General features: G+C 62.2%; 15 protein-coding genes. 6 read left to right on the top strand and 9 right to left on the bottom strand.

What is annotated here, in order from left to right; translation table 11 throughout:
• Positions 1 to 105: 105 nt before the first annotated feature.
• The 7 genes from F0P96_RS18170 to F0P96_RS18200 form a co-directional block, all read right to left on the bottom strand.
• Entirely contained in the window at positions 106 to 627 is a 522-nt protein-coding gene (locus F0P96_RS18170) for a DUF2911 domain-containing protein (RefSeq protein WP_151080393.1), read from the bottom strand.
• Positions 628 to 792: 165 nt separating this feature from the next.
• Positions 793 to 2385: a SusD/RagB family nutrient-binding outer membrane lipoprotein gene (locus F0P96_RS18175; RefSeq protein ID WP_151080394.1), complete on the bottom strand. Its 1593-nt coding sequence runs from the start codon at positions 2383 to 2385 to the stop codon at positions 793 to 795.
• 25 nt (positions 2386 to 2410) lie between these two features.
• Positions 2411 to 5584, bottom strand: coding sequence for a SusC/RagA family TonB-linked outer membrane protein (locus F0P96_RS18180; protein ID WP_151080395.1), 3174 nt, complete (start codon positions 5582 to 5584; stop codon positions 2411 to 2413).
• Between the two features lie 280 nt (positions 5585 to 5864).
• Entirely contained in the window at positions 5865 to 6362 is a 498-nt protein-coding gene (locus tag F0P96_RS18185) for a T9SS type A sorting domain-containing protein (protein ID WP_151080396.1), read from the bottom strand.
• A gap of 69 nt (positions 6363 to 6431) precedes the next feature.
• On the bottom strand, positions 6432 to 7685 hold the full coding sequence (locus tag F0P96_RS18190) for a helix-turn-helix domain-containing protein (RefSeq protein ID WP_160619844.1): 1254 nt from the start codon (positions 7683 to 7685) through the stop codon (positions 6432 to 6434).
• A 158-nt stretch (positions 7686 to 7843) separates the two neighbouring features.
• The gene (locus F0P96_RS18195; protein WP_151080398.1) at positions 7844 to 9043 is read right to left on the bottom strand and encodes a T9SS type A sorting domain-containing protein; all 1200 of its coding nucleotides are present in this window, start codon (positions 9041 to 9043) and stop codon (positions 7844 to 7846) included.
• Positions 9044 to 9074: 31 nt separating this feature from the next.
• Complete coding sequence (locus F0P96_RS18200; RefSeq protein ID WP_151080399.1) at positions 9075 to 9401, bottom strand: DUF4907 domain-containing protein; 327 nt, start codon at positions 9399 to 9401, stop codon at positions 9075 to 9077.
• Positions 9402 to 9661: 260 nt separating this feature from the next.
• Between F0P96_RS18200 and F0P96_RS18205 the strand changes: the two genes are divergently transcribed.
• Both F0P96_RS18205 and F0P96_RS18210 read left to right on the top strand, forming a co-directional pair.
• Entirely contained in the window at positions 9662 to 10666 is a 1005-nt protein-coding gene (locus F0P96_RS18205) for a sensor histidine kinase (protein ID WP_151080400.1), read from the top strand.
• Entirely contained in the window at positions 10663 to 11385 is a 723-nt protein-coding gene (locus tag F0P96_RS18210) for a LytR/AlgR family response regulator transcription factor (RefSeq protein WP_151080401.1), read from the top strand. Before F0P96_RS18205 ends, F0P96_RS18210 begins: the two co-directional genes overlap by 4 nt.
• An 80-nt stretch (positions 11386 to 11465) precedes the next feature.
• On the opposite strand, the gene F0P96_RS18215 is transcribed toward F0P96_RS18210, so the two are convergent.
• Entirely contained in the window at positions 11466 to 13388 is a 1923-nt protein-coding gene (locus tag F0P96_RS18215) for an ABC-F family ATP-binding cassette domain-containing protein (protein WP_151080402.1), read from the bottom strand.
• A gap of 88 nt (positions 13389 to 13476) precedes the next feature.
• Here F0P96_RS18215 and F0P96_RS18220 point away from each other — a divergent pair, with 88 nt between their 5' ends.
• On the top strand, positions 13477 to 13992 hold the full coding sequence (locus tag F0P96_RS18220; RefSeq protein ID WP_151080403.1) for a hypothetical protein: 516 nt from the start codon (positions 13477 to 13479) through the stop codon (positions 13990 to 13992).
• A gap of 8 nt (positions 13993 to 14000) precedes the next feature.
• On the opposite strand, the gene F0P96_RS18225 is transcribed toward F0P96_RS18220, so the two are convergent.
• On the bottom strand, positions 14001 to 14240 hold the full coding sequence (locus F0P96_RS18225) for a hypothetical protein (protein ID WP_151080404.1): 240 nt from the start codon (positions 14238 to 14240) through the stop codon (positions 14001 to 14003).
• Between the two features lie 255 nt (positions 14241 to 14495).
• Here F0P96_RS18225 and murI point away from each other — a divergent pair, with 255 nt between their 5' ends.
• The 3 genes from murI (at position 14496) to F0P96_RS18240 (ending at position 16599) form a co-directional block, all read left to right on the top strand.
• Positions 14496 to 15341, top strand: a complete 846-nt coding sequence (gene murI, locus F0P96_RS18230) for a glutamate racemase (protein WP_151080405.1) — start codon at positions 14496 to 14498, stop codon at positions 15339 to 15341.
• A gap of 221 nt (positions 15342 to 15562) precedes the next feature.
• Positions 15563 to 16117, top strand: a complete 555-nt coding sequence (locus F0P96_RS18235) for a CsgE family curli-type amyloid fiber assembly protein (protein WP_151080406.1) — start codon at positions 15563 to 15565, stop codon at positions 16115 to 16117.
• 38 nt (positions 16118 to 16155) lie between these two features.
• Complete coding sequence (locus F0P96_RS18240) at positions 16156 to 16599, top strand: curli production assembly/transport component CsgF (RefSeq protein WP_151080407.1); 444 nt, start codon at positions 16156 to 16158, stop codon at positions 16597 to 16599.
• Positions 16600 to 16606 lie beyond the last annotated feature (7 nt).

The following is a 16606-nucleotide window of genomic DNA, read 5'->3' on the forward strand; positions in this document are numbered from 1 at the left end:
ACAAACAGAAAAAGCCCCGCCGATTGGTTTCGGCGGGGCTTTTTTCAGGGCGTCAACTCGGGCTTTCTACCTGCTTTGTGTCAAGTAGAAGGGCCTGATGCCAGCCTATTTCATCATCACGGGTACTTCTAGGTTTTCCCAGCGCAGCACCAGGCCGTTGCCGGTTACCTCGTAGGCCAACCGCTCGTTCATGCTGGCGGCTTTGCGCGGCGTAACCATCACGCGCAGGGCGTCCTGCTTTTCGTCGTACTTGAAGGCGCCCCACTGGTTGGCGGTTTTGTTGAACACAATCGTCCACTGCTTGTCGGTGGGAATGGCGAACAGGCTGTAGGTGCCGGCGGGCAGCGCTTTGCCTTCCACGGTCAGGGGCTGGTCGGTGCTGAAGGTCGTGGCTTCGTTGGCGCCGGCGCGCCACACTTGGCCGTAGGGCACCAGCTCGCCCCAGATTTTGCGGCCCTTCACGGCCGGGCTGCTGTATTTCACTGTCACGTTGGCCTTGCCTACTTTGCCGGTGGCCGTGGCGGGCGGGCTGGCCGGGGCGGGCTTGTCTTGGCCCTGGCTGGCCGCCGACCACAGCAGCAAACTGAACAGCAAAGCCACCAAGCGGAATGCACGGGTGTTTTTCATGGGAATGGGAAAAGTGGGTTGAAGAGAGAATGACGCCTAAAAGGTAACCGATTTCGCGAAGGGGGCTGCACGGGCGGGCAGAAGGGCTTGGTGGAGCAAGCAAAACCGGCTGTGCAGCGGGCCAGGCGCGCTACACAACCGGTTCTGGGTTTGATTTTCACCGCGTTAGTTCACGTCCCACCACACGGGCGTGGTAATGTCGCCGGGCGTCAGGCCGGTGGCGGCCACGTTGGGGTTGCGCTGCAGCTCCGAGTCGGGGTAGGGCAGGCGCTTCACAAACCGGCCGCCGCCGAGCAGGTTCACCAGCGGCGCCTGCAGGCGGGGCTGGTTGGTGCGGCGCACTTCGGTCCAGGCCTCGGCGCCGTTGGTGCCGAAGAAGGACAGCCACTTCTGCACGAAGATGTTGCGCAGCTGCGCGGCCGGCGTGGTGGCCGCCGCCCAGCTCACCTGCGGCCGGGTGAGGTAGGTAGCCGCGTCGGCCGCCGATACGCCGAAGCGGGTGAGCGAGGCGCGCACGCCGTTTTCGTAGAGCGTTTGGGCGTTTTCGCCGCTGGGCGCCCAGCCCCGCACCGCAGCTTCGGCCCGCAGCAACTGGCTTTCCTCATAGGTGAGCAGCAGCGTGGGGCGCGACTTAGCCGGGGCGTCGGTGGCCGTGATGCCGGCGTAGGTGCTGCCGGCGCGGTTCACGTTGGTGAAAGCCTGCCCGATAAAATAGGTGCCGGGGTAGGACAGGCGAACCGTCTGCACGCCCGTGGAAGTGGTGAAGTTGTTGGGGTAGGGCGCGTTCTGGCCCGGCCGCACAAACAGAAACTCCTGGGGCGTGGTGGTCAGGTCGGCGTCGAGAGCGTAGACGGGCAGGCGCGGATCCTGATAGCGCACCAGCGTGTCGCCGATGTTGCTGCTCACGGCCAGGTTGTTCTGCAACCGGAAATTGGTTTGGTAGAACGGGTTTTCGGTGTTGGTGGCCGTGCCGTTGGCAAACTGGAAACTGTCGCCGCTGCGCATAAAGTTGAAGTCGGTGGCGCTGGCGTTGCGGTTGTAAAGGGCCTGAATGCCGTTGCGGGCCGTGGTGGGGTCCACTTCGCTCATGTGCAGGTACAGGCGCAGCTTGAGCGTGTTGGCAAAGCGCACCCACTTCTGCATGTCGGCCTCCGTAGTGGCGCGGTAGTTCAGGTCGGCGGTGCCGGGGAAGCGGCCCTGCTGCTTGGCTATGTCGGCAATGCCCTCGTCGAGCAACTGCTGCAGGCCGGCGTAAATGTCCTGCTGCCGGTCGTACTTGGGCGTGAGGTTGGCCGAGCCCTGCAGGGCTTCGGAGAACGGTATGTCGCCGTACAAATCGGTGGTAACCTGGTAGGCGTGCGCCTGCAGAATCTTGGCAATGCCCACCATGCGCCACTCGCCGGCGGGCGTGCCAGCGTTGATGACGTACTGAAAATCATCGAGGGCACCTGCGTAGATGCCGCCCGAAAACTCACGCCCGTCGAAGGTGCTGGTGGGAATGCTGAACTGGTCCCAGGCGCGGTACTGGTTGCCGCCCTGCGCAATGCCCAGGTGCTGGGCCAGAATTTCGCCCACCACGTTGTATTGCCCGCCCACAATGAAGCTCACGAAGGCCTGCCCCGAAGGCAGCACCAGGTTGATGTCGGCCGTGGTGGAGTTGTTGGGGTCTTTGTTGATGTCGAGGAAGTCTTTTTCGCAGGCCGAGCTGCCCAGCAGCAGGCCCAGCACCGCCCCGAGTCGGAAAAGTTGCTTTTTCATGTCCGTAGAAGTTGCGGTGAGAGGGTTAGAGCGTCAGGCGCAGGCTGGCCCCCAGGGAGCGGGTGGTGGGGTAGGCGTAGAACTCGAAGCCCTGGTTGTTGCCCGAGCCCAAGGAACTGACTTCGGGGTCGAGGTGGGGCTGCGACTTGGGCGTCCAGAGCGCGAGGTTGCGGCCGATGAGCGACACCTGAATGCCGGTCAGCTTCACCTTGCTCACCAGCTCGGTGGGCAGCGAGTAGCTCAGCGAGGCTTCGCGGAACTTCACGTAGGAAGCATCAAACAGCGTGTTTTCGCCGGCCGTCGACACCTGCCGCCAGTAGTTGAAGCCGCCGTCCGTCAGCACCGTGGTGTTGGGCACAAACGTGCCCGAGCCGTCGGGATTCGGAATAACCGAGTTGGGGTACAGAAACGGCTGCCGGTCGTTGGCGGTGGTTTCGCGCAGCGCCCCGGCAAAGTAGAGCTGGTTGATGGTATTGGAGAAAAACTTGCCACCCTGCTTGGTGTCAAACAGCACGTTAAGAGCCAGCCCTTTGAAGCTGACGGTGGTGGAAGCCCCGGCCAGGTATTTCGGCTGAATGTTGCCCAGCGTAGTCAGCACCGGGTCGAGCCGCGGGAAGCCCGAAACCGGGTCGATAACCACGCGGCCTTCTCCGTCGCGCAGCATTTGGGTGCCGAAGAAGCTGCCGTAGGGCTGCCCCACGCGGGCTTCCAGCGCCACCGAGCCCAGTCCGCCCACCCCAATATTGGGCGTCACGTTGGTGACTTCCGTCACGCGGTTGCGGTTGTGGGTGAAGGTGAAGTTCAGGTCCCAGGTCAGGCTGTTTTCCAGCCGCACTGGCGTGGCGTTCAGGGCCAGCTCAATGCCGCGGTTTTCCATAGTGCCGGCGTTGGCCGTTTGGGCCGTGAAGCCCGAGGTGCCCGGCACCGGCACGTTCACGATGATGTCTTTGCTGATGGAGCGGTAGTAGGTGGCATCGAAGCCCAGGCGGTTCTGCAGAAAGCGCATTTCTAGCCCGCCCTCGTAGGCCGTCGTCAGCTCCGATTTCAGGCCCGGGTTGCCCAGCACGTTGCCCACCCGGAAACCGGCCACGCTCTGCAAGGGAAACACGTACTGCGCCTGAAAGCCGTTGTCTACGGTGCTACGCACAAATACCGGGTCGATTTGGTAGGGTATGGGCGGCTTGCCCACCGAGGCAATGTTGGCCCGCACCTTGCCGAAGCTGAGGAGGTTGTTTTCGAGCTTGAAGGCCTCGGTGAAAATGAAGCCCACGTTGGCGCTGGGGTAGAAGAAGGAGCGTGTGGCCTTGGGCAGCGTCGAGGTCCAGTCGTTGCGGCCGGTCAGGCCCAGGTAGAGGTAGTCGCGGTAGGCCAGCTGCAGGTCGGCAAACACGCCCAGAATACGCTGCTTGGTGTCCACCTTGGTGTTCGTTACCACGCTGGCGTTGCTCACGTCGTAGAAATCGGGAATCACCAGCCCCACGCCGTCGGCCACGGCGCGCGAGGTCAGCTGCTCCTGGTAGTTGGTGCCGAACACGCCCTTGATGGTGAAATCCTCGGCAAAGCGGCGGGTCACGTTGATGAGCGCGTCGGTGGTCAGGTTGCGGCCGAAGTTGTTGTCTTCGAGGTAGCGCCCGGCCAGGTTGTTGATGGTGCCCTGCGAAATGGTTTGGCGGCGCCGGTCGGTGTACACGTCCACGCCCTGGCGGAAGGTCAGGTTCAGCCACTCCAGTGGGTCGTAGCTCACCGAGGCCGTGCCCAGCAGGCGGTCCACGTCGTCGGTCAGCAGGTTGCGGTCGAGCAGGAAGTAGGGGTTGTTGCGGAAGCCGGCCAGGTAGTAGCCGTTCAGGTCGTAGCGCGGGTCGTTGTAGTTTTTCTGCTCGGTGAGGGAAATATCCCGCGGCGTATTCAGAATGGTTTGCAGGATGTTGGAGCGCGACTGGCCCTGCACGCCCCGGTCCCCGCCCGACTTCACGTAGGTGAGCGTGGCATTGGTCGTCACCTTGCTGAAGAGCTGCGTGCCGCCGTTCAGGCTCACGCTGGTGCGCTTGTAGTTGGTGTTGGGAATAAACGACTTGGTGCGCACGTCGGCCAGCGACACGTAGAAGTTCGACGCCTGGTTGGAGCCGGCAAACGAAATCGAGTTGTTGGTCGTCACGCCGGTCTGGAAGAAGTCCCGCACGTTGTCGGGCTTGGGCGTGAGCGGAATCGAGTCAACTTGGGTCGCGTTGGGGTCGGCCAGGGTGTAGGTGCGCCAATCGGGCACCAGGCGGCCGTCCATGCGCGGGCCCCAGCTCACGTTGTTCTGCGGGTCGTACACGCCGTCGGTGCCCGAGCCGTAGGTGTTCTGGAACTTGGGCAGGCGGTTGACGCGGTCCAGCGTCACGGCGCTGTTCACCGTAATCTGCGAGCGGCCTTTCAGCCCCGCGCCCTTTTTGGTGGTGATGATGATGGCCCCCGACGCGGCCCGCGCCCCGTACAAAGCCGCCGCGGCCGGGCCCTTCAGCACCGTAATGGACTCCACGTTGTTCGGGTCGATGTCGGCGGCGCGGTTGGGCAAGTCCACGCCGTTGTTGAGGTCATCGCCGTTGCCACGCGGAGTAGCGGTGCTCAGGTTGGTGGCCGCGTTGTTGCTGATGACGTTGCCGTCGACCACGTAAATCGGCTGGTTGTCGCCGGTAAACGACTGCGCCCCGCGAATGACAATGCGCGTGGCGCCGCCCGCCGCGCCCGAGGCCGAGGAAATCTGCACGCCGGCCACGCGCCCCTGCAAGGAGCGCACGAGGTTTTGCTCGCTGGCCCGCGTAATGTCCTTGTTTTCGAGCGTTTCTACTGCGTAGCCCAGGCTTTTCCGTTCCCGCTCGATGCCCAGGGCCGTTACCACCACTTCGCTCAGCTGGCGGGTATCGGTAGCCAGGGTCACGTCGATGGTGGCCTGGTTGCCGATGGCCTGCTCTACGCTGCTGTAGCCAATGGAGCTGAACACCAGCGTGCCGCCCTCGGCAGGCACGCTGAGCGAGAAAATGCCGTCGGCGTTGGTCGAAGCCCCGTTGGTGGTTCCTTTCAGCAGCACCGTTACGCCGGGCAGGCCCTGGCCGGTCTGGCGGTCAGTAACCTTGCCGGTCACCGCGCGGCTCTGCGCCGCCGCTTGCCCCACCAGGAGCAGAGGTAGCGCCAAACTGAGGAGTATCGTTCGTTTCATGGGTAGTGTGGGTGTTTGAGGGTGATGAGTTGGACCGGCAATGGCGCCGCGTGGGGGTGCGGCGCTACGGCAGTGGCGGCGGGCTGAGCAGCTGGGCTGGGTGGGCTTACCACCAAGTCTCCGCACTCACCAACAGAGACTTTTCGCGTCGGCCGGACTTGCAACCCCGGCCGACGGGTCCAGCGGATGTCAGTCCGCCGCCTTGCCAAAGCCCCGGCAGACCGGGGTAAGAAGAGAGGAATCGAGGACGCTGAAAAAGGGCTTTGCAACAGCGTAGCGGCTATTCATGCACTACTTTTTGGGTATATAGCTGGCCCGCGCTGCGCACCTCCAGCACATAGGTGCCGGCCGCGTGGCGGCTCAGGTCGAGGTTGAGGCGCCGGGCCCGCAGGGGCACTTTCAGCAGCTCGTGGCCATCCCCGTCGAGCAGCCGAAACTGCGCGGCCGCCAACGGCACGGCGGCGTTCAGCTCCAGCACCAGCTGCTCCCGGCCGGGCGGCGGATACAGCCGGAAGAGCACCAGACTATCAGGGGAAGGGTCCTGAACGAGCCCGAATCGGCAGCCCGCGCCGTTGGTCGTTCGGTAGTGGTTCAGCTTGTCGTGGCTGAAGAGCGGGGCGTCACGGCAACGGTCGGCGGGGGTGAGACTCGAAGCCGCTTTTGGAAAGCCGCTCGGCGGCGCAAAGGCCTCCACCGTAGCGGCTGCATAGGCAACGCGTGGCCCGGCATTCCGCAACAGCGGAAGCAAGGCAAGCAAGCCGAGTACGAAGTGGTGCATGGGCCGTTTGGGGTTGATCTACCCAAAGGAGGCCGGTTCCATGCGCGGGCAAGTAAAGCCCGATAAACGTTACCCTTTTTCCAGCTCAGGCTCCGCTTCCAAGCGTAAGTCCCTATCGGTATTGCCGTTCAGGTTTTGCCGGTATTCGCTGGGCGTGAGGCCGGTAGTGGCTTTAAAAGCCTTGTTGAAGGATACTTTGTTGTTGAAGCCCACCTCGTACGCTACCTCAATAATGTTGAGCTGCTGGCGCGAGGTGTTACGCAGCAACTCCTGCGCTTCGGCAATGCGCAGGGCGTTGATGTACTCAAAGAAGTTTACGCCCAACTGTTCGTTGAGCACCTGCGACAAATGGTGCCGGCTCAGGCCCAGCCGATCGGCCAGCGTATCGAGGCGCAGTTCGCTGTTGCGGTACAGTTTCTCGCCGCGCATAAGCTGCTCGAGTCGGTGGGCCTGCTCCTGGGCCACCCGCGGCGGCAGCCCCGAGTGCTGGTAGCGCGGCGCCGGCGGGACCGGTTGCGCATCGGTGGCGGTTGCTGCCTCGGCTTCCACTGCTGTTTCCGCTGGGGCCGGAGCTGCGGCCAGTTCCGGCGCCGGCGAGAAGCCCGGCGACTGATTGGTTTGGAACACCTGTGGCTGCACATACGCTAGCACTGCCACCAGAAAGATAAACGCCGACATGGCCAGCGAAACGCCGTAATCCCACTGCCGATTGAAAAACGGCAGCTGCACCAACAGGTAGTACGACCAGTTGGCCAGCACGAAGCCCCAATAGCTGGCCGTCAGCCAGCGGGCCCAACGGCCCACGTGGTGCAGGGCGTTGAAGGCGGGCTGCAGGCGCAGCAGCGCCACGGCGTAGCCCAGCAGCTGTACCAGCGCCAGCCACGGCAGGCTGCGGTGGTAGAGCGCAAAAAAGCTGCCGGGGCCAGCGGCCTCGGCTACTTGGCGCTTTTGCTCGGGGGGCAGCACCAGCCACGGCAAGCTCAGCAGCAGGCACACGACAAACGGGAGAAAATGCAGCCACCGCTGCGCGCCAAGCGGCTGCTTCTCGGCCAGGCTGCGCAGGTACAGGTAGAAGAGCGGGCCGAACAGAAAAGTGAACAGCTCCACAAACCCATTCAGAAAGGGAAAGTAGGTCAGGTAGTTGCTCCACCACAGCACGTAGTACAGCAGCACGGCCGAAAACAGCGCCAGAATAGCCACAACGTAGCCAATCTGGCCCTTGCGTTGGCCGGCCTGGCTATAGAGCAGCGGGGCCATAAACAAGCCCAGAAATGCCACCAGCGCAAAGCCGGTGGTCCACTGGTCGAGGTTCGGTTCTTTCATAGCGGTGGTGGGGTGCGGTCGTCGGATGCGGAAGGAGCTATAGAAAAGGATGCAGAAAAACAGAAAAAGTAGCACCGCGGCCGATAAAAAATATCGAACCCCAGTGCTACTCGTGTTCATAGGAAACTGCTGTGCGCAGCAAAAGAATTCGGGCAGTGTCAGTGCTGAATCAGTACCTGGCCGACGGCGCTGCCCAGGCGTAACGTATACCGGCCGGCGGCCAGGCCGCTTACGTCAACGGTGCTACTGCCGGCGGGCAGCGCTTGGCTGCGCACGAGGCGTCCCTGCGCCGAGTACACGCGCAGCAGGCCGGCTTGCGGGCTGGTGAGCCGCAGCCGGCCGGAAGTAGGGTTTGGGGCAGCCTCCAGCTTCAGCTGGTGCGCTTTGGTCCTTGTGGCAGCTGTGGCCAGTGGCACGTATTCCCACAAGTTGCTCGACGGCAGTACGTCACTTGGGCCACTGCCGCCCAGCAAATAGCCGCGGCCGCCCACCGCAAACCCATTGGCCCAGCCCCGGGGCCCGCCACCCAAAGAAGCAACGGCGGCCCAGGTGTTGGCGGCTGGGTCGTAGGTCCAGAAGTCGGCGTGGGGTGTGGTATTGTTGACGCTTAGGCCCGAGCCGGCGTAGCCGCGACCGTTCAGTCCCCAGGCCACCGGCGTGGCCCGGCCGGCCGGCAAATCGGCGCGGCGTGTCCAGGTGTTAGTCGCCGGGTCGAAAGCCCAGGTTTCCGCCGACGAGGCAGTGGTGAAGCCGTTGTAGCCGCCCACGGCGTAGCCAATAGCATCGTTCAGCGTGAAAGTGCCCACGTAGGTGCGGGCTGCGCCGGGGTAGTCGGCGCGGCGCGTCCAGGTATCAGTCGCCGGGTCGTAGGCGTAGAAATCGACCAGCTCGGCATTGCCGCTGTAGCCGGCGCCCACGTAGCCCAGGCCCGCCACGGCAAAGCCGAAGCCGTTGGCACGCAGCGCACCGGGCACGTCGGCCTTGCGGGTCCACTGGTTGGTGGCGGGGCTGTATTGCCACCAGTCGCGCTGGCGCACGTTGGTGGCGCTGCGGCCGGTGCCCACGTAGCCCTGGCCGCCAATGGCCAGGCCCACGGCGTTGTGGCGGCCCGCTACGGGCAGGTCGGCCAGCTGGGCCCAGGTATTGGTGGCGGGGTCGTAGGCCCACAGGTCGTTGTATACCTGCGTGGGGCTGGTCCAGCCGCCCACCAGGTAGCCTTTGCCGTTCAGGGCAAAGCAGGCGGCCGTTTCGCGGCCGGGCAGAGGCAACGGGGCTTTCTGCTGCCAGGTGTTTTGGGCAAACGCGGCGGCAGGAAGCAGCCCGTTCAGCAGCGCAGCGCACAGTAGAGGTCGGTTCATGGCATCGAGGAAAAAGGAGTGAAAAGTGAGGTCAGGGCGCCACGCCCAGGCTGTCCAGCTCGTGGGCGGTTACGGCCGGCGGCATCAGCCCCCGCGCCAGTTTGGTCACCACCAGCCGGGCCACGGCGTCGGCGTCGGCGGCCGAGCGAAACCCCTGCGTGCCGCCGCGGCCCGGCACGGTGAGCTGCCGAATGAGCGGGCGGTTTTGCTGGCTGATTTCGTAGCCGATGGTGGCGCCGGCAGCCGGAAGCAGCCGGTAGCTAAAAGCCGCCGAAGCGGCCGGGGGCGCCGGGCTGGCGTAGATGGCCCACGCCACCGCACCGGCCGTGAGCAAGGGGAAAAGGTGTCGCAACAGCATGGCCGAGGAAGTTGAATACCATCCCAAGAAGCTGCCGCACCGGCTGCCGTGCCCACTAAAATGACCAAGCGGCGCAGGCGCGGGCAAGCGCGCCGTTTGGCCGGACCAATGCCGTTGACCCAGCCGCACCGCACCCGCCGCCCGCCCCAAGGGGCCCAACGGGCTGCTTCCGGCCGGGCCAAACGGCGTTGGTCCCGAAAGTCGGGCCGTTCGTCCGGTTGTGCAGCCTACGGCCGGGGCCGGCGTCGTATTTTGGGGCAATGACAAACCTAGGGCAGATGCTGCGCGTGGTGCGGCCGGTGGTGTGGTTTCACCTGCTGGTCTGGACGCTCTTTTTCCTGCCCACCGTGCTCAGCTACCACAGCGAGTATCCGGCCAGCAGTGCCCTGCTCATGGAGGGCAGCTACCTGTTCTACTTTGCCGTTGCCATCTACTTCGACCGGTTTCTGCTGCGGCCCTGGCTGCTCGGGTGCGGCCACCGCGTGGCCTACTGGGTGAGTACCGGCGTGCTGGCTTTGGCCTACGGCTGGGCCGGCGTATACGTCACGGAGGTCTTTTTCGGCTGGCGCGACTCGCTCGTGCGCCTCATCACGCGCTTCTACTTCCTGGGCTTCATCTTCGCCATGATTGACGCCTACTTCGAAAACCAGCGCAAGGAGCGGCACCTGCACCAGTTGGCCGCCGAGCACGCCCACATGCAGCTCAGCCTGCTGAAAGCCCAGGTGAATCCGCATTTCCTCTTCAATACGCTCAACAACCTCTACGCCCTCACCCTCCACAACTCGCCCCAGTCGCCGGCTGTGGTGCTGCAGCTGGCCGAGCTCATGCGCTACATGTTCAGCACGGCGCCTTTGGAGCACGTGCCGCTGAGCAAGGAAGTGGAGCACCTGCGGCACTACGTAGAGCTGGAGCGGCTGCGCCTGAGCCAGCGGGCCGTCGTCGAGTTCAACGCCCAGGGCCCGTTCGACGGCCAGCAGCTGCCGCCCATGCTGCTGATTCCGTTCGTGGAAAACGCCTTCAAGCACGGCGTCGAAGCCGCCACCGGGCGCGTGTTTGTGACTATTGATGTGGCGCTGCAGGGCCGGGAGTTGTTTCTGGTGGTCGAAAACAGCAAGCCCGCCCATGCCGAGCCCGCACCGGCCAACGCCGGCACCGGCCTGCCCAACGTGCAGAAACGCCTCGCCCTGCTCTTTCCCGGCCGCCACCAGCTCAGCATCGACGACGAGGCCACCACCTACCGCGTGAGCCTGCAACTTGCCCTATGAAATTCCGCTGCCTTATTGTCGACGACGAGCCGCTGGCCCAGGAGGTGCTCGTCAAGTTCATTGCCCTGGTGCCCAGCCTGTCACTGGTGCAGAAGTGCGACAACGCTCTGGAAGCCCTGCAGGTGCTGCATTCCGAGAAAATCGACGTGCTCTTTACCGACATCAAAATGCCTGAGCTGTCGGGCCTGCAGTTGGCCCGCTCGCTCAGCAGCGCGCCCAAAATCATCCTCACCACGGCCTTTTCCGAGTACGCGCTCGAAGGCTTCGACCTCGGCGTGACCGACTACCTGATGAAGCCCTTTTCGTTCGAGCGGTTTCTGCTGGCCGTCAACCGCGCCGTGGGCGGCAAAGACCCGCGCGACACCGCCGCGCCCCCGCCGGCACCGGCCGCCGAGCCGGAGTTCCTGTTCTTCAAAGTCGACCGGCGCGTGGTGAAGGTGGCCCTGGCCGACGTGCTTTACCTACAGGGCTACGGCAACTACGTGAAGATTCACTTGCGCGGCGCCCGCACCCTGGTGGCCACCGACAAAATGACCAACGTGGAGAAGCTGCTCACCGGCGCCACGTTCATGCGCGTGCACAAGTCCTACATCGTGGCCCTGGCCCACATCAGCGAGTACGACCACGCCAGCCTCGCCGTCGAAGGCGTCACGCTGCCCATCGGCGACGTGTACCGCAAGGGCTTTATGGAAACGATGAAAGCCCAGGCAAACGGGTAGGCAGTGGGCCTGCATACGGAAACGGGGCACCAGCAGAATCCTGCCAATGCCCCGCTCAACGCAAACGCATTCGGACGCGCTTAGTCCATAAATTCCGCCAACTCCAGCCACCTCTCGCCCTTGCTGTCCAGCTCGGCGTCGGTGCGTTTGAGCTCGGCGGCCCAGTCGGCCAGCTCTTTGTGCGAGCCGGCGCCCGAGTTCAGCTTGCCGATCAGCTCCTGCTTCTGGGCTTCGAGGCGCTCCAGGTCCTTTTCCAGCGTTTCGTACTCCTTCTTTTCCGCAAACGTGGCCTTGCGCTTTGGAGCCGCGGAAGCCGCTGCTGGCACCGGTGCGGCCTTCGTCTCAGCCGACGGCGCCACCCCGGCCGCGGCCTTGGCGCTGCGGGCCTGCTGGCGGGCATATTCCTCGGCTTCGTGCTCTTTCTGCCACTCGCGGTAGTCGGTGTAGTTGCCGGGGAACTGCCGAATCTGCCCGCCGGGCTCCAGCACAAACACGTGCTCCACCAAGGCATCCATGAAGTACCGGTCGTGGCTCACAATGAGCAGGCAGCCGGTGAAATTCAGCAGGAAGTCTTCGAGGATGTTGAGCGTGATGATGTCGAGGTCGTTGGTCGGCTCGTCGAGAATCAGGAAGTTCGGATTCTTGATGAGCACGCGCAGCAGCTGCAGGCGGCGCTTTTCGCCCCCGCTCAGCTTGCTCACCAGCGTGTACTGCTGGGCTGGCGGAAACTGGAAGTGCTGCAGAAACTGCGACGCCGTTACTACGTCGCCGTTGGCCATTTCCACCACTTCGGCCACTTCCTTCACAATGTCAATCACGCGCTGGGTTTCGTCGAACTCCAACTCCGTCTGGGTGTAGTAGCCGAATACGGTCGTCTGGCCCGCGTCCACCACGCCCGAGTCGGGCGCAATCTTGCCCGTGAGCATGTTCAGCAGCGTCGACTTGCCCGCGCCGTTTGGCCCGATCAGGCCGATGCGGTCCTTTTTCTTGAACACGTAGCTGAAGTCGTCGAGCACCACCTTGTCGCCCCAATGCTTGTGCAGGTGCTCTACTTCGATGATTTTGCCGCCCTGGCGCGTGGTTTTCACGCTCAGCTCCAGCTGCGGACCACCAATCTTGGTCTTGGCCTTTTCCTGGGTTTCGTAGAAGGCGTCGATGCGGGCCTTTTGCTTGGTGCCGCGGGCTTGGGGCTGGCGGCGCATCCATTCCAACTCCTTGCGCAGCAGGTTGCGGGCTTTCTCCACCTCGGCTACTTCCATCTGCTCCCGCTCGGCCTTCTTCTCCACGAAGTAGGAGTAGTTGCCTTGGTAGCGGTGCACGCGGCCCTGGTCCAGCTCCACAATCTCGTTGGCCACCTTATCTAGGAAGTACCTATCGTGGGTTACCATCAGCAGGGTGAGGGTGGGGGAGGCCAGCCGGTTTTCCAGCCACTCGATGGTGTCCAGGTCCAAATGGTTGGTGGGCTCGTCCAAAATCAGCACTTCCGGCTCCTCGATGAGCACCCGCGCCAGGGCCACGCGCTTGCGCTGCCCGCCCGAGAGGTGCTTCACCTGCCGCTCCAGCAGCGGCCCCAGAATGCCCAAACGGCCCAGAATCTGCTTTACCTGCGCCTCGTAGTCCCAGGCGTTCAGTGCGTCCATCTGCTCCATTACCCGCTGCAAGTCATCCGACTTGTGTTTGGGGTCGTTCACCACGTGCTCGTAGTCGCGAATGGCGGCCAGCGTATCATTCTGCGAAGCAAAAATGGTTTGCTCAACCGTCAGCTCTTCGTCGAATACCGGCTGCTGGCCCAGGAAGGCCACCCGAATGCCCTTGCGCACGCTCACCAAGCCGGTATCGGGCGGCTCCAGGCCCGCCAGAATGCGCAGCAGCGTGGTTTTGCCCGAGCCGTTGATGCCCACCAGCGCCACCCGCTGCCCTTGTTGCAGGCCGAAGCCCAAGTCGCGGAACAACCAGCGGTCCGCGTAATTTTTAGAGAGATTTTCGCCAGAAAGCAGATTCATAGCGCAAAGGTACTGCGGCTAATTGCTAGAATACAGTCGCCTTCGTAACTAGCGTCGCCAAGCCCGCGCCTACCTACTTTTTATTTCGTTGCAGATAGACTTCCATAAGAGCATCAAGGCAGGTTACCTGCTCCAAAAATGGTCTTTGGGAGCCGTGCTGGAATACTTTTTTTACGCATTCTTGCCCCTTACGTGGTTGCCGGTGACTCTCTTGGCGTGGCTCATTCCAACGGGCTACCCCAACATGAACCTGCTCGTTGCCTTGGTTCTGTTGGCCGCTGTTTGGGCTTGGTATGGTCGTAGCCTAAGCCTGATGCATCGGCTCATCCGAATAGAAAGTTCGTTAACCCAACCTGCGCTGCAATTGTGGCTCAAAAAGCAGTTTCCGCACTGGTATTTGGAGCAGCAAACGCACCAGTTATGGTGTCTGCAAGAACCCAAGAACAACTACCTGTATATCCTGATAACACCCCGCGCCATCTATGCCAACCTTTATTCGCTCGGGCGCGGAGGAGTTCCTTCGCCGTTTAATGCCCGGGCAAACTATAAGCATATGGGCCAGCTCAAACAGGCATTGGAGTCCGAACGAGGCGAGTCGGAATAGCTGCCAACTCAGATGATCCGCACCCGGTCCACGTGCACGTCGTCGCGCAGGATTTCGAGGCCGCGGTAGGCCAGCGGCCGGCCGGTGTTGGTGGTCAGCTCGCCGCCGTCGCCGTGCAGGCTCGACACATCAATGACGAGTTGCGTGTACTTCCGCTCGCCGAGTTCTATGGCCACCGGGCGGCCCTTGGCGGCATCGAAATGGGTAAGGGCTTGGTCAATTTCGTCAAGGATGACGCTGCGGGACATACAGGAAGAAGGGTAGTAAGGAGGAGCCAACATACGCATTTCACGACACGTGCACGCCACGGTAGGTTGCAGCTCGGCCATTTTCGGGTACGCTGCGCGCTCTTCCACGGTCCGACAAGGGGTAGTTTGGGGCAATGAAAAGAAAGGCGCCGGGAGCCATAAATAAGCTGGCTGTAAGCTCTTAACGTCGGTCGAAGGCGCTTCGAAAACGGCTTGATAGCCCAGCGCAGGCCCAAAACCATTTATCTTCGGCCCATGTCTATACCTGCCACTGCCCACCCCGCTGCTTTCACCGACCTGCGCCCCATTGGCGTGTTCGACAGCGGCATTGGCGGGCTCACGGTGGCCCGCGCCGTGCGCAACCTGCTGCCCCACGAGCGGCTCGTGTATTTTGGCGACACGGCCCACCTGCCCTACGGCGACAAAAGCACGGCTGCTATTCAGGCCTATTCCATCAAGATTTGCGACTTACTCCTGCGCCAGCAGTGCAAGGTCATTCTTATTGCCTGCAACTCGGCCTCGGCGGCAGCCTACGAGCTGGTGCGCGAATACGTGGGCTCGAAAGCGCGCGTGCTCAACGTCATCGACCCCATTGTCCAGTACGTAGGCCAGCATTACGCCGGGCGCACCGTGGGCCTCATCGGCACCAAGCAAACGGTGGGCTCCAACGTGTACCGCAAGAAAATCGACGCGCTCGGCCAAGGCATTAGTCTGCAGGCGCTGGCCACGCCGCTACTGGCGCCCATGGTCGAGGAGGGTTTCGTGCACAACGCCGTCAGCCAGAGCGTGGTCAACAACTACCTATCCGACCCCGCGCTGGACGGCATCGACGCCCTGGTACTGGCCTGCACGCACTACCCCCTTATTCGGGAGCAAATTGTGGAGTTCTACCAAGGCCAAACCGATGTGCTCGACCCATCCGACACGGTAGCGCAAGCGTTGCAGGCGTTGTTGCAAGCGCATGCCCTGACCGCGCCGGCAACGGTGCAGCCGCCCAAACACCATTTCTACGTGTCGGATTTCACGCCGTCTTTTGAAGAAAGTACGCGGCTGTTTTTTGGACAAGAAGTTGATCTAGAGCATTATCCGCTATGGGAGTAAAGTATTTTACCTATTAGTAGTTTAAAATCGTAATTGTTATTTATCGGTATAGTTTTAATTTTTGCATGAATAGTTAAAAATATTACATCTATATCATAGTATTATTCTTTTAAATATTTATGTTTATGGGGCAAAAGTAAACAAGTGAGTCAACTGCTTGCCGTTTGCTGACTGCTTACTTATCTGGCTGCGCCATCAGCCAATCATATTGCTCCACCGTGATGCGTCGTTCTAAAAAGAATGAAGCGCAACCACCGAATCCTGTCCTGATTCTGTGGTGGCGCCCTTGGGTAATGGGCCTCAGTTGCATGCTGCTGGGGTGGACTGCCCCGGCTGTCGGTCTGGCCCAAGCCAAGCCTGCTGCTGCTCTGCCGCGGCAGGTAGAGGATGCGCTGCGCCGCGTGATGCAGCCCGATTCGGCTGCCACGCGGGCAAAATTCCGACCTACGGAAATCGAGGGATTGGTAGTCGATCAAACCATTACCAAAGTGGGGCACGATTTCTACGACGTGTTTTACACCCGCTGGGAAGCCCCGCCCGGCGCTTCCGACTTCACGGTTATAATTCACGAAAAGCCGGCGCGCGGCACAGCTACGCTGGTTTCGGTAGAAGTTAACGATTCCGAAATAATGGAGCTGCCGCTGCAGCCCAAGTTCGATGTAGTAGAAGCCGCGGCCCAGGATGCGGTGGCCTCGGTGCAGGAATACCTCGCCAACTACGAAGCCATCCGCCGCCAACTCGATGGCGCCGATCAATCCGGCTCGGGCATCTTTTGAAGCTGCTTTTCCACTGTTCCACCTTGTTACGTGCCGTTATGAAGACGCTCCTCCGCTTCTCCCATTCTTTTGTGGTGCTTGCCGCATTATGCGCGTTGGCCCTGCTTGCACCGCGGCCACTCGCCGCCCAAGACCTAGTGTACGAACCAAAAAATCCGTCGTTTGGGGGCGGCAATACCTTCAACTATTCTTGGCTGCTGAGTTCGGCGCAGGCCCAGAACAAGATCGAGGACAAGTCGACCAAGTCGTTGCTGGAACGTGACCCGCTCAAGGAATTCGAGCAGAGCATGAACCAACAAATTCTGTCGCAGTTGTCGCGTCAACTCATCACCTCGCAGTTCGGCGAGACGGGTATCAAAGAGGGGACCTACAACATCGGGGCGTATCAGATCAACGTGACGCCCGGCAACAACGGCATTTCGGTGCAAATCACAGACAGCGGTACCGGTAACCAAACCACCGTCGTCATTCCGTTTTTCTAGCATCCCG

Origin of the sequence: Hymenobacter busanensis (assembly GCF_008727865.1) — a bacterium.
GTDB lineage: Bacteria > Bacteroidota > Bacteroidia > Cytophagales > Hymenobacteraceae > Solirubrum > Solirubrum busanense.

Bases quoted from the DNA above. Each gene is read 5' to 3' on its own strand.
- F0P96_RS18175 (WP_151080394.1), bottom strand. From the start codon at position 2,385: ATGAAAAAGCAACTTTTCCGACTCGGGGCGGTGCTGGGCCTGCTGCTG.
- F0P96_RS18190 (WP_160619844.1), bottom strand. From the start codon at position 7,685: ATGAAAGAACCGAACCTCGACCAGTGGACCACCGGCTTTGCGCTGGTG.
- F0P96_RS18205 (WP_151080400.1), top strand. From the start codon at position 9,662: ATGACAAACCTAGGGCAGATGCTGCGCGTGGTGCGGCCGGTGGTGTGG.
- murI (WP_151080405.1), top strand. From the start codon at position 14,496: ATGTCTATACCTGCCACTGCCCACCCCGCTGCTTTCACCGACCTGCGC.
- F0P96_RS18195 (WP_151080398.1), bottom strand. From the start codon at position 9,043: ATGAACCGACCTCTACTGTGCGCTGCGCTGCTGAACGGGCTGCTTCCT.
- F0P96_RS18210 (WP_151080401.1), top strand. From the start codon at position 10,663: ATGAAATTCCGCTGCCTTATTGTCGACGACGAGCCGCTGGCCCAGGAG.
- F0P96_RS18240 (WP_151080407.1), top strand. From the start codon at position 16,156: ATGAAGACGCTCCTCCGCTTCTCCCATTCTTTTGTGGTGCTTGCCGCA.
- F0P96_RS18170 (WP_151080393.1), bottom strand. From the start codon at position 627: ATGAAAAACACCCGTGCATTCCGCTTGGTGGCTTTGCTGTTCAGTTTG.
- F0P96_RS18225 (WP_151080404.1), bottom strand. From the start codon at position 14,240: ATGTCCCGCAGCGTCATCCTTGACGAAATTGACCAAGCCCTTACCCAT.
- F0P96_RS18185 (WP_151080396.1), bottom strand. From the start codon at position 6,362: ATGCACCACTTCGTACTCGGCTTGCTTGCCTTGCTTCCGCTGTTGCGG.
- F0P96_RS18215 (WP_151080402.1), bottom strand. From the start codon at position 13,388: ATGAATCTGCTTTCTGGCGAAAATCTCTCTAAAAATTACGCGGACCGC.
- F0P96_RS18180 (WP_151080395.1), bottom strand. From the start codon at position 5,584: ATGAAACGAACGATACTCCTCAGTTTGGCGCTACCTCTGCTCCTGGTG.
- F0P96_RS18200 (WP_151080399.1), bottom strand. From the start codon at position 9,401: ATGCTGTTGCGACACCTTTTCCCCTTGCTCACGGCCGGTGCGGTGGCG.
- F0P96_RS18235 (WP_151080406.1), top strand. From the start codon at position 15,563: ATGCGTCGTTCTAAAAAGAATGAAGCGCAACCACCGAATCCTGTCCTG.